This window comes from Macrococcus equipercicus (assembly GCF_004359525.2).
In the GTDB taxonomy this organism is placed as follows: Bacteria; Bacillota; Bacilli; order Staphylococcales; family Staphylococcaceae; genus Macrococcus; species Macrococcus equipercicus.
Genome location: NZ_SCWC02000001.1, coordinates 1 through 12998 on the forward strand (window position 1 = coordinate 1; position 12998 = coordinate 12998).

General features: G+C 30.4%; 14 protein-coding genes. 11 read left to right on the forward strand and 3 right to left on the reverse strand.

The window, feature by feature from the left end:
• The 9 genes from ERX35_RS00005 to ERX35_RS00040 all read left to right on the forward strand — a co-directional run.
• On the forward strand, positions 1-1876 hold a 1876-nt coding region (locus tag ERX35_RS00005; RefSeq protein ID WP_149457853.1), incomplete at its 5' end, for an McrB family protein.
• The gene (locus ERX35_RS00010) at positions 1860-3617 is read left to right on the forward strand and encodes a nuclease domain-containing protein (RefSeq protein WP_149457854.1); all 1758 of its coding nucleotides are present in this window, start codon (positions 1860-1862) and stop codon (positions 3615-3617) included. The genes ERX35_RS00005 and ERX35_RS00010, both read left to right, overlap by 17 nt.
• Positions 3618-3910: 293 nt before the next feature.
• A complete protein-coding gene (locus ERX35_RS00015; protein WP_149457855.1) occupies positions 3911-4180 on the forward strand; it encodes a hypothetical protein in 270 nt (89 codons plus the stop codon).
• 269 nt (positions 4181-4449) lie between these two features.
• A complete protein-coding gene (locus ERX35_RS11370; protein ID WP_170234481.1) occupies positions 4450-4590 on the forward strand; it encodes a hypothetical protein in 141 nt (46 codons plus the stop codon).
• Between the two features lie 275 nt (positions 4591-4865).
• Positions 4866-5054 carry a hypothetical protein gene (locus tag ERX35_RS00020; RefSeq protein WP_149457856.1) on the forward strand — a complete coding sequence of 63 codons (189 nt, stop codon included), beginning with the start codon at positions 4866-4868 and terminating at the stop codon, positions 5052-5054.
• Between the two features lie 78 nt (positions 5055-5132).
• The gene (locus tag ERX35_RS00025; RefSeq protein WP_149457857.1) at positions 5133-5588 is read left to right on the forward strand and encodes a JAB domain-containing protein; all 456 of its coding nucleotides are present in this window, start codon (positions 5133-5135) and stop codon (positions 5586-5588) included.
• Positions 5581-6666: a HesA/MoeB/ThiF family protein gene (locus ERX35_RS00030; RefSeq protein ID WP_149457858.1), complete on the forward strand. Its 1086-nt coding sequence runs from the start codon at positions 5581-5583 to the stop codon at positions 6664-6666. Before ERX35_RS00025 ends, ERX35_RS00030 begins: the two co-directional genes overlap by 8 nt.
• Before the next feature lie 2 nt (positions 6667-6668).
• Positions 6669-7760, forward strand: a complete 1092-nt coding sequence (locus ERX35_RS00035) for a HesA/MoeB/ThiF family protein (RefSeq protein ID WP_149457859.1) — start codon at positions 6669-6671, stop codon at positions 7758-7760.
• Positions 7750-10053: an ATP-binding cassette domain-containing protein gene (locus ERX35_RS00040; protein ID WP_170234482.1), complete on the forward strand. Its 2304-nt coding sequence runs from the start codon at positions 7750-7752 to the stop codon at positions 10051-10053. Before ERX35_RS00035 ends, ERX35_RS00040 begins: the two co-directional genes overlap by 11 nt.
• A 23-nt stretch (positions 10054-10076) precedes the next feature.
• Here ERX35_RS00040 and ERX35_RS11690 read toward each other — a convergent pair whose 3' ends face one another.
• The 3 genes from ERX35_RS11690 to ERX35_RS00055 form a co-directional block, all read right to left on the reverse strand.
• Complete coding sequence (locus tag ERX35_RS11690; RefSeq protein ID WP_149457861.1) at positions 10077-10286, reverse strand: integrase core domain-containing protein; 210 nt, start codon at positions 10284-10286, stop codon at positions 10077-10079.
• Positions 10258-10671: a hypothetical protein gene (locus ERX35_RS00050; RefSeq protein ID WP_170234484.1), complete on the reverse strand. Its 414-nt coding sequence runs from the start codon at positions 10669-10671 to the stop codon at positions 10258-10260. Before ERX35_RS00050 ends, ERX35_RS11690 begins: the two co-directional genes overlap by 29 nt.
• Before the next feature lie 149 nt (positions 10672-10820).
• The gene (locus ERX35_RS00055; protein WP_149457863.1) at positions 10821-11243 is read right to left on the reverse strand and encodes a hypothetical protein; all 423 of its coding nucleotides are present in this window, start codon (positions 11241-11243) and stop codon (positions 10821-10823) included.
• A gap of 154 nt (positions 11244-11397) precedes the next feature.
• Between ERX35_RS00055 and ERX35_RS00060 the strand changes: the two genes are divergently transcribed.
• Positions 11398-12078, forward strand: coding sequence for a FusB/FusC family EF-G-binding protein (locus tag ERX35_RS00060; RefSeq protein WP_246143090.1), 681 nt, complete (start codon positions 11398-11400; stop codon positions 12076-12078).
• 360 nt (positions 12079-12438) lie between these two features.
• A complete protein-coding gene (locus ERX35_RS00065) occupies positions 12439-12993 on the forward strand; it encodes a hypothetical protein (RefSeq protein WP_149457865.1) in 555 nt (184 codons plus the stop codon).
• Positions 12994-12998: the final 5 nt, after the last annotated feature.

A 12998-nucleotide genomic window follows, 5' to 3' on the forward strand; every position in this document is an offset into this window, starting at 1 on the left:
AGCCACTAGACAAGAAGTCTATGATGAGAATGGTAGAGATGCTATTTTTATTAATAATGAAAACTCGCTACAATTTTTAATTAAAATTATTTCAACTAACCCTGAAGGATTTCCTAACATAAATTTTGTAAATTGCTTTACGAGTACTTGGGAAGACGAGTTCGGATTTAGAGATGATCCTTTAGAAAACAAAGATGTAAGGATAGATAAATTTGAAGATTTTCTACATGATTATTTTTTAGTATTTAATGTTGAAGAAAAGTTTACGCCAAAACATGATAAAGTATATAATGCAAAAAATATAAAACTCAGAAAGAAGAATGATAGTTATTGCAGTGAGATGACATTTCACCCATTACCTATGTTCAACAAAGAGATTAGTAATGTCTCTAATTTTCATGAATTTTTAACTAAAATTAAAAATAAACAATTTATTGGCCAGATAAACGGTATTATCAATGAAAAAGCTGAAACCCCTCAATTTATATTATGGGAGGAAAGTCAAGGGATTCCTAAAAAGGTTCTAGGTTACTTTAATAATCATGAATATGCCCATGGAGGTTATAAGTTTACTGAAATAGAAAACTTAATAGAAATTGATTTTGAGACTGAATGGCATAATCAAGTGATTACTAATGATGACAGTGTAGCTTTTCTTTCTCTCGATATAATAAAAAAAATAGAAGAAAAAATGGATAGTAGTGAATTTGAGCATGAAGATGAAATCATTGATGATACTTTAATAGAAGATGAAGAAAAACCTAATGTAAGAAATAAGGAAATTGAATTTCTTGAAGAATGGTATCGAAGAACCGTTGATAGTGGATTATCATATTCGCGAAAGGATTTAATCAATTTTCATACCGCTATGAAATCATCAACACTGGTAATTCTCTCAGGAACTAGCGGAGTAGGAAAAACGAAAATTATTGATACTTATCAGCGTGCATTAGGTTTAGATAATGAACAATTTAAATTTATATCAGTTAGTCCAAGCTGGACAGAAGATAGTGATTTAATCGGTTATGCAGATACTTTGAATATGATATATAGACCAAGTGACTCTGGACTGATTGAAACGTTAATAGAAGCAGAAAAAGAAGAAAACTCTGAAAAAATGTATATAGTGTGCTTTGATGAAATGAATCTAGCGAGAGTTGAACATTATTTTTCACAGTTTTTATCAAAATTAGAATTGGAAGCGTCTAAAAGATATATTCAACTTTATGTGAGTGATTTAGAAAATCGTTTATATAATACTGCTAAATATCCTCCTAAAATTCAAATTAAAGATAATATATTTTTTGTGGGAACTGTAAATATTGATGAATCAACACATCATTTTTCAAATAAGGTTTTAGATCGTGCTAATGTTTTGGAACTAGAAGTCTTAAACTTTGCAAATCTGGATAAAAATAAAATTAAAAAAAGCTTATCCCATGGAGCGATTAAATATTATGAACACTATAAAGACTTTACTAATAAAGAGGATGGCGTAGAGTTAAGTGAAGAAGTAAAAAATTGTCTTTGGGAACTTCATAAGGCGCTTATAAGCGCGAATAAAAATATTGGATTTGGTCCCCGAGTTGTTAAACAAATCGATGCTTATATGAAAAACTTACCTGTTACTGAATTTCTCACATATAGCGAAGCTATAGATTTACAAATTCAGCAAAGAATATTAACTAAACTAAGGGGAACGGAAGAAGAAATTGGTGAACTTATCGGAAATTATAATTCAAACAGTAAAAATACATCTAATGGAACATTAACTGATATTTTTGAAAAATATAAGGATATTTCTGATTTTAAACATTCTACTAAAACTATAATATTAAAAGCAAAAGAGTTGAGAAGTCATGGCTATGCTTTCTAAAGTATCTTTAATAAGCCAAGGAAATTCTAATGAACTTATTTTTACAGATGATATCAAATCAGTTTTTTTGCAAGAAAATAATATTTTAACGATTAATGAGTATTATGACTTATCTGTTTTATTTACTTCAAATAACAATAAATCACGCTTATACTTAGATGGTCTAGATCTTTCTAGCAGCTCTAGAGTTTTGTTGGATAAAGATGGCGATTATTATATCTATCCTTCTAATGAGAAGGTATCTATTATAGATAAACAAATAAACTTTATAGAAAACATCTTAGTCCCTGGATATTATATGGTTACATTGGTGGAAGACGATCAAAAGTATTATAGCACTTTTGAAATCAGTCCTAAGTCACTTTCTAAGCCACAATGGATTGCTATGAAAGATGAGATTGAAGAAACTTTAATAGGTTTATCTACTAGTTTTAATCGAAGAAATGTAACTCAGTCATCAACTAATAGTAATAATTTGTATTATAAAATTGACTTCATAAAAACAATGTATAAAAAATATATTATAACTACTCGTCAACTAGTTAGTAGACCAATTTATAAATTAGAGAAAACATATGAATGGAAAGATGTCAGTCAGAATCCTATTGTCGATGGAAAAAGTATAAGAAAAAAATTAGAAAAACCTGAAAAGCAACAGCAACTGTATTCTCCAAATAGAGTCTTGAATTATAATTCAAATGAAAATCAATGGCTCAAAAGCACAATACTAAAAATAAATAAAATTAATTTTGAATACTTAAATTACTTTAGGAGCAGATTAGAGTTACTAGATAGTGAAATTAAAAAGAATACAAAGTTCGTAGAAAATCTTAAATACCTTGAAAAAGAAAGATTAGAAATTCTTCATATAACAGAGATTTTAAAAAAAATAAATGCTGCGAATTCACTCTTGTTAAAACAGGAATGGATGCAATCATTAGAGATAAATGGAATTATTTATCCAAGTTCTAAAATGATGATGAATTCAAATTATAATTTCTACTATCAGTGGCTAAAAAAAATGAAAACAACTGAGTCGCAGGTTTTTCTTCCTAATTCTATACAGTATACTTGGAAAAGAACAGATGTACTTTTTGAAATATGGACTTATATTAAATTTATGAAGATATTAGAAGAATTAAAATTCATTCCAATTGATGGCTGGATATATTCTACAAACTATAAACCAATACCCGATCTTCTAGATGGAACAATGATTAAATATAAAAAAAATGAAGTGGAACTTAATTTACATTATAATACAAGAATTAAAGAGAAAAGCTCATCTACCATAAAAGACAATCCTCTCCATACTAAAGTAAATAATAATAAGCCTGATATTCGCTTAGACGTTTTTTATCAAAATTTTTATATTGGTTCATTAATAATAGATACAAAATATCGTAGTTTAAGAAAAATTATTGAAGGTAATAGTGAATATAAAGAGCATTCAATGGTACAACTCAGAAATTATAAAAATTCTCCTGATTCAAAAACATTTTTCTATCCTGAATTAATTAGCTCGGTCAGAGAGCTGCTAAAGCCAATTAAAAATGTCTGGGTGTTTTATCCACATAGTGATGAACAAAACTATCCTCAAAAAAAGGTTATTGAAGAAGATGAAGGAATTTACTTTTATGAAATATCTCCCAACAATTCGACTGAATACATTTCTAAAAGTTTATCAAATTTAATAGATTCTTTAATAGATTCTTATAATCGACTTTCAAAATTAAAATAGGCATAATTGGTGGAAAAGCTCAATATCTTCGAATAATATTTTGTAAAAAAGATTTTAATATCAATAGATACCATACATTAAGAGGATAAAGATATTATTAATATAATAAAGTTGGAACTTTTCAGAGATTAACCTCTATATGTGCTTATTTATATTTTATTAAGGATAAGACGTATATTTGTACAATCAAATAGAGAAATCGATTAAATGTTAAACATTATAAAAATAAATTAGTGAAACCTGAAAACATAAATTATAATAAAGACAATAAAAGAATAATAAGGAAGTGAATAATGGGAACTTTGTCAGACTTAATTTCAGCTATTGAGGAAGTGTATAAAGAAATAAAATCAGATCGAGTTAAAAAAGAATATGAAGAAAACAAATTTATCACTACTATAGATCCCGAAACTAATATAACTAAATATCAGTGTCCTAAATGTAAAAGTTATAACGCCGGTCCTAATTTATGGCAGTCAACGCCTGAATATTACAAAATAGAATGCAAGGATTGCGGTTACAGTTTTGTTTCAAACTGGAAATTTGAAAATGGATATTATTAATAAACCGTTATACTAATTTTCTTTTTGCGGAGAAATTTTATCCACTTCATCCTAATAAAGATGTGCCACTCTAGAAAAATCGTCCTTGGAATATATAAATAACTATAATTATGTGAAAAATAGCATTGACGTTTTATATGTCATATACAACAAATTTACATCAAAGAAACATTTTCCTATAATCATGTGTCTATTAACAATAGAGAATAGTATTAATAAAGTAACAACTTATATTATAATTGAGAAAATAATATTAAGGAGGTCTTTTTATGACATTGACAGTAGCGGAAGCTGAAGAACGTGTAATAAGATTGGTTCGTGCGATGGATCAAGATTTCGGTATAGAAAATGTAACTGCAGAAGATGTTTATAGAAACTTAAATAAAGTAAGTGAAGGTCGTGAAGTATAGTATTGAATGCTTTAGGAGTCTACAGTTATAGTGGATTCGTTTCTAAGCTAGAACAAATGACAGCAGGATTGTAGAAAAGAATCCATTTTATAAATATTTGCAGAGAGGTTAATAAAGAGAAAAAGAAATTTTCATACCATATTTCTTTTCTCTTTTATTTTATACTTAATATTAAGAGATATTTTATAAGTGCTTGAAAATTACTGGAAATATTTCTATCATTTAATACCACTATTTAATATAATATACTTATAACTTAAGGGGATGGTGACGATATGACTGAAAATACGATTTTGTTATTTGAAGAACTTAAAGAAGAAGAAATTTTTGCGGAGTATTCAGATGGTTGTTCAGGCTCGCGATCTGATTGTTGTACACGAGTATGCACTCGAAATCATGAAATGGCTACGGAAGAAGAATGGGGTAAGTTCCTAGAAGTTGAATCAGGAGTAATTCAGTATTAAAGAACCTTATTTAGATTAAAAAATTTTCAAAGGACCTGATAATTAATACAGGTCTTTTTGTTATATAAAGGGAGAAAAATGATACCGATAGTAAGAGTTACATTAAAGCCAGAAAACTATATAATGCAAAATGAAAACTATATTTTTGGATGTGAAGAAGCAGCACCTATTTTTATTGAAGAAATCAGTGAGTGTGCTAGAGAAGTTATTAGTATGATATGCTTGAATGCTCAAAATGAAATTTTGAACTATTCTGTAATAAGTCTTGGAAAAGTTGACAAAGTTTCAGTTGATTATAATGTGCTTCTTACAACCGCCCTTCTTTCTTGTGCTAAGTTTATTATAATCGGCCATAACCATCCATCAAATAATTTAAAACCATCACAAGTTGATATAGATACTACTAAAAATATAGGTAAACTATGCAAAATTGTAGATGTTGAACTATTAGATTCATTGATTGTTACGCCTGAAAAAAAGTGGTTATCGATTAGATCGTATATAAAAAATAAAGGAGATAAATTTAATGTCTAAAATCTTTAAAATAAAGGATTCAGTTGATTTGTATTTGACTGATGATATTATTACAGCCTATTTTATCAATACTCGAATTCAAAAAAGATTTAAAGTAAATAATAAAGTTATTGAGATACTTGAAAATATTCATGGGAAAAGTTCAGTTAGAGAAATAGCTGCATTAGTTAATATAGAAGAAAGTGTAGTTGCAAAATTATGTAACGAATTACTTAAAAAGAAAATTATAGTAGCAGTAAAAGAAAGACAAACTGTTTTAACAGAAAAAGAAATCGTTAGATATGATAGACAATTGAATTATTTCATGGAATTTCTTGAAACTAATGAAGAAGTAATGTTAGCTCAAAAAAAAATTAAGGAAACCAGATTCTTAATCTTTGGAGCTGGAGCAATTGGCGGCAATATAGCTATCCAATTAGTAATGGCAGGTAGTGAAAACATAGTTATATACGATTACGATATTGTTCAGGATTCTGATATTACAAGACACTTATACTTTGATTGGAAAGATATTGGCAAACTCAAAGTTGATAGCCTTAAACATAAATTGTTGAAGATTAATAAAAACGTTAATGTAGAGACAATAAATGAACTCATGAATCCTACCAGTGATATAGAGAAGTATATTAATGAAGCTACATTTGTAATAAATACTCTCGATGAACCATATATAGGTTATACATCAGCAAAAATATCACGAGTATGCACTTTATTAAATATCCCGCATTATATAGGTGGTGGTTTTGACGCGCACTTAGCAAGTACAGGAGAATTAATTATCCCTGGAGTCACACCTTGTGTAGAATGCTATACGACACACTTTAAAGAAGCGTTAAAAGGATGGAAACCAAAACCTCATCCCGTTTTAAATAGACATGAAGAAATAGGTGGGTTATCATCAATGACACTTTTTTCTTCTTCAATTGCTGTTATAGAAATTATTAAATATATTACTAATATAGTCGACAAAGATTCCTATAAAACTCGAGGAGAATTAATATTTAAAAATCTTGATTTGACATATATTACACTTGAAAAAAATCCCGAATGCAAAATTTGTAGTCATATAGAGGTGTAAAAATGAAACTAAAATTAAGATCTTCTGTTTCAGTAATAGATAGAAAAGATGACGTTATAGAATTTTTTAAGACCAATACAAGAGAACAGGTTATTATAAAGTCTTTTCATCCCATATTGAAAACATTACTATCAGAAATGAATGGAGAAATTACTTTAAATGATTTTGTGAAAAAGTATGATATATCAGAACAATATAATGCATTGCAAACATTCATTAATTTTTTAATTTCTAAAGGAATTTTGTCTGATATTCTTCCAGAATCAATGAATAATTATAGTAAATTTAGACGTGTAATTCATTTTCTAGAAGACTATTCCACTTCAGCTGACCATCTAGCCGAAATGTGGAACAAAATTCAAAATCGTAAAGTAGTAATCATTGGTTTAGGTGCTGTAGGGACATGGACTGCTATTAACTTAGTGCAAAATGGAGTCAAAGATTTAGTATTAATTGATGATGATATTATTGAAATTTCAAATTTACATAGACAAATGGGTTATGAAGAACAAGACATTGGTGAATTTAAGACTGATGCATTAAAAAGGCAATTGCTGAGAATGAATAAAGAATGCAATATAACATGTATATATGAGCCGCTAGATAATAATCTGTTAGAGAAACATAGGATGAATAATAGTAATCTAATAATAAATTGTGCCGACAAGCCAACTGTCGATCAAACTTCACTTTTAGTTGGTGAATATTGTATGAGATATAAAATACCTCACATTGTTGGAGGGGGATATAATCTGCATCTATCTTTAATTGGTCAAACGATAATACCTTTCAAAAGCGCATGTGTGAAATGTTTTGAAAAACAATTACAGATAATTAATGCAATTGATCCAAAATCCGTAAAAAAACTTACAATTAAAAACAGAAAATTAGGGAGTTTTGGACCTGCATGTTCTATAATAGCTAGTTTTATAGGGATGGAGGCAATTAAGGTTTTATCAGAATGCACAATGCCAGCAAATTTGAATAGAAGAGGAGAATTCAATATTTATAATATGGATATTGAATATAGAAATTTTGAGCGATTAAAAGATTGTGAATGGTGTGGTAAAGATGGTGAATATTATGCAAAATGAAATAATTATCCGCGGAGCAAGAGAAAATAACCTTAAAAATTTAAACATAAACATTCCTCTTTACAAATCTACTGTAGTGGCCGGGATGTCAGGAAGCGGTAAATCTTCTCTAGTATATAATGTCATTTATCAAGAAAGTCAGAGAGCTTTCTTAGAGAATCTGCCTATTCAGACAATTGGCAGTCTTATTAAAACTCCAGCAAATGTTGATTCTATTAAAAATTTACCTGCAGCTTTTAGTGTATCGCAAACTTCTTTCAATCGAAATCCTAGATCGACATTAGGAACCTTCACTGACATTTCAAATTATTTACGATCACTATTTTCAATTTTAATTAATAGTATGAATCAAGAAAACTATAGAGATAACGACTTTTCGTTTAATAATCCAAAGGCATGCTGTGCAAAATGTAACGGCACAGGCCTAGAATATGTAGCTGATTTGAATAGCATAATAGGTGATAAAAATAATACCTTAAATGAAGGTGTCCTTCCTTATTTTAACTCATCAAAAAAAACAGGTGAGTTTGAATTACTAAAAAGTTATTGTAATGATAATGATATACCAATGGACATACCATTCGTTAATTTAAGTAAAAAACAAGTTGAACAACTTCTTTATTCTGAAGATCATAAAGAATACAATATTAGATTTAAAAATGCAAAAGGAAAATACAGAACTAAAAAATCATCTTTTACGGGCGCATATAACTTAGTTGTCCAAAGCTTAAACGATATTAATAAATCTTCAGTTTATAAAAATATAAAGCCATACATTAAATTAAGCGAGTGTTCAAATTGTAATGGTTTAAGATTGAATAATCACTTGTTAGAATTGAAAATATTGAATAAAAATATATCTGAAGTTGAACGCCTTAACTTAAATGAATTATTAGAATGGCTTAAAAATGTTAATGAAAAATTTATGGACGATAATATCAACAAGCTAATCAATTTAATTCAAAATAAGTTGAACCCTTTAATAGAGATGAAACTAAACTATTTATTTTTGGACAGAATAATACCTACTCTTTCTGGAGGAGAATTACAAAGAGTGAGACTTTCAAACCAGTTAAATAATCCATTGATAGGGGTAATGTATATCTTTGATGAACCTTGCAAAGGATTACATAAAAATGATATTCCATATTTAATAAATGCTTTTAAAAAGCTAGTCAGTAAAAATAATACTTTAATCTCTATTGAACATAATGAAAAATTTATTACAGAAATGGATAATGTTATTTATATGGGTCCTTCAGGAGGTTATAAGGGCGGTAAGTTATTAAGCTATGAAGAATTTTACGATTTAAATAATAACCCTATGAAAAAATATAATAAAAGAAAATTTAAAGGATTTATAAAATATGAAAATATAAATGCTAATAACTTATCTAATTTTAAGTGTTCACTTCCAACTAGAGGGCTTACTGCTTTAGTTGGTGTATCAGGTTCTGGAAAATCTACTCTTATGAGTATGATGTATGATAAATTCAGAAGTAATGATTTTATTCTTAAAGATGTATCTGATAGTGAAAAAATTAATCAAATATATATTTTAAATCAACAACCCATTCATAATAATAAAAAATCAAAAGTTGTTACCTATTTGGAAGTTTTTGATCATACACGCCATATTTATGCAACACTTGAAGAAGCAAAAAAACGGGATTTTGATATATCCCATTTCAGCTTTAACTCAAGTAAAGGCAATTGTAATCATTGTGGAGGAATGGGTGAAATTCAAATAGAAATGTCTTATTTAGAGGATATATATATAAAATGTGATAGATGTAATGGTAGTGGTTATAACTCCAAAGTGCTTGAAATTCAATATAAAGGATTAAATATCGCTGATTTTTTAAATACAGAAGTGGATAAACTGATTGAGATTATTTCAAGTAAGAGTATTTTGTACAAAAAATTAAGTGTTTTATCAGAACTTGGAATGGGATATATTAAGTTAAATCAAGCTTCTCAAAGCTTGTCTGGTGGAGAAGCTCAAAGAATAAAGCTTGCTAAAGTGCTTGGTAAATCAAAGAAAGAGAACGTAGCATATTTGCTTGATGAACCTACAACAGGCTTGAATAAGAAAGATATAGATAGACTTTCTGGAGTTTTACATACAATTAGTAAGCATAACCAAGTGGTAGTAATTGAACATAATGAAACATTTATTGAAAATACCGTTGATTATCTTATTGACTTAGGTTTAAAAGCAAACACTAATATAGAAGGACAAGCATTAGAAGGACATTACAGTGACATTATTAATAAAAGTTCTATTAATTAAAGGATTGGTGTGGTCTGTCAACATCATATTGGACAGTTTTTATAGAATATTTCCTTATATTCTTTCGGTGTTAGATTATTCAACGCCCCGTGCGGTCTAACATTGTTATACCGGTTCACATAATCAAAAAGTTCAATATTCAAATGATTAATAGAATGAAATTGATTAATAAATTCGGTCTTCATCACCAACTGTCGAGGCGTTTTAAACCTTATGGATACTTTTAATGTCATTAAATGCTATCGGTTTTAATTCAGCAGTTGCAGTGAGGCGGAATTCTAGCCAGGCATGGTTTATATCTTCTTCATCCAGACTTTCCATACGCCCAATCAGTACTTGGTTGTTATGCAGTGTCAGTCTGACTTCACTGTCTCCGTATATCCATAACTGATAAGGCTGGTAGTGTGTATAGCCGTTATCGTCAGATAAATGCTGCTGAATCAATGCTTTACGTTCATATAATTCTTTGACCCAGGTATTCGTCATTATTTGTTCAAGGTCATAGTCATAGCCGAACTGTTCAATCAAAGTCTCTTCGACTGCGTGATCAACCATGTTTAGTACATAATCCATTTCTTCTTCCAAACTGTCTGCAAGATCATAGCCATATTGTAACAAAAACTTTCGGTCTTCATCTCTAATTGCTAATAGTGAGGGTATCATGGACATGTCCTTTCTAATTATCGAGTTATCCTAGCTATTAATTTTAACGAATAAATATGTCCACTTGCGCTTAAATAAGTATGGAAAGTGACTTTTCTATTTTCCTAGAAGCGTGACTCCTTCAAATACTTCCGCCGCTTCGTTTCTCTATAAATCACTGTGATACACATACCTATCCACAAGACACAGAAGAGCGGCCATAGCTTTTGCCCGGGGAAGTAAGTGAGCGTAAATATCAGGCAGCCGATGAAAGCGATAAGGCATACGGATTGGATGGCTGTGTTGATCCAAGACCATTTAATACTGACAGCCACCGGATAATCTTTTGCTGGATCTTCCCGGTCGAGCGTATTAGTATAAATGCCGGTAAAATAACTGGCTACAAGAGAAAGCGCACCGAATAACATAATGAGCGTAAAGTAATTATCTTTGTTTAATCCTTCTTTGACTATACCAGGTAAGCTGCAGAGAGCGACGATGACAATCAGACTTTGAGCAAGAAAAGAGATAGCGTCACTTTTCGACATAGTTTTCCTCCTTCAGTGAACTTTGAAGTAACAGTTAATCTATTTACTAGTAACAATGTAATTTATTTTATTATATAAGTAGCAGGATGGTTCAGCTACTGATAATTTGAGCTGACATCATGTTTCTATTAGTTATTAAGTGCTGAATGATATAATGGATGCACAAGCCACAATACAAGGACTGACTTTAATGAACAACATACTGCCTTACCAATATATCGGCATTAAGCGCCAGAGTATGCGTCTGATGAAGGCTTACCAGACGATGAATGACCCGAAGATGATTGAGACTTATCAGAGTCTGATACAGGAAAGTGTCGAGCAGATTTTTACGAAACTGCTGCCTGAAGTGGAAGCATTCTTAAACGTCATGATGGACCGCACAATGACCAGGCACCAGCTGGATAAGCAGCTGGAACTGCTGAAGATTTACGTCGAACCCTTCAAAGTACCGTCCAATCAGCAGCTGGATAAGCTCTTTAAGAAAGTGAAGAAGTTGAAGTATCCTAACTGGGCGGATTATGAGCTCACTGAATCGACTTATATCGGCTGGAATGATCCGGGCCAGCAGAAGAAATTCATCATCTTCTACCACGAAGGTGAACTGAGAGGGCTATACGGTGACTTATCACCAGGCGTCAACAAAGGCATCTGCCCGATCTGCAGAAACGACGGCAAAGTCTCCATGTTTCTTGCGACGACGAAAGTGTCAGGCGACGGCACTTATACAAAGAACGGCAACTACATCTGCCATGACAGCAGGAGCTGCAACAAACAGCTGGATGACCTGACAGGACTGTATGAATTTCTGGCAGCGACGAAGACGGTGTTGTAATTAAAAGCCTGTTATTATGAGAGTCCGCTGAACACCTAATGACTTTCTATGAGGTCATCAGTTTTAACAACTGAATAGTGTGACAAGAACCTGTTATTCTCCTCTTTATTAAGGAATAACGGGTTCTTTTGCTTTAATAGATCCATCTATTTGATTTTCTCGTACCGTGTCTATTTTTTAACTCGGCCTTCTTTATGTTTAATGTAAGATTCATGCTGATAAAGATAGCAACTAAAATGAATATATTCTCCGTAATATAAATTTCAAGTAAATTATGTAAAATTTAAAATATAAGAAGTTTAAAAGATCTTTTAAGTGTATAATGTAACTGTGATAAAATAGATTCAAGGAGGCAATTAAATGAAAAAATTTGCTGTTGTTGCGCTGACTTTTGCTCTTTTCGTTACACCACTTATCAGTGATAATGATGCTTCTGCCGCTACTGCTCAAACGTTTAAAGCGCCTGACTTATTAAATACTACTGTTGCCAGACAATTGAAAGCAAAGTCGTTTATCTATAAAAGTGAACAAGGAAAAATCGTTAAAATCGGAGATACATTCAAGACAGTGAAATATCAATGGGGAAGACCATCATATTTTTCTACTTATAGTATATCTGGTAATTCGAGTTTTGAAGCAGGTTATGGCAAATACCCAACTGCTGCTGTATATGGTAGTACAAATCAATTTGTTTATAACTTTAATTCAGCTAAAGTAGACGGCTATAAATTCTGGTACCTTCTCAAATATTCACCAACCGCCGTACAAAAGGTTTACGGTAAACCAACAACTAGCCAGCTGGTCAGTAAATATGAAATTAAGCACTACTATAAAAATCTCTTTGAACTGACTTATCACAAAAACTCTCAAGGTAGTTGGAGAGTCTTCGAAATGAACTATCACTTAACTAAGTAACAATA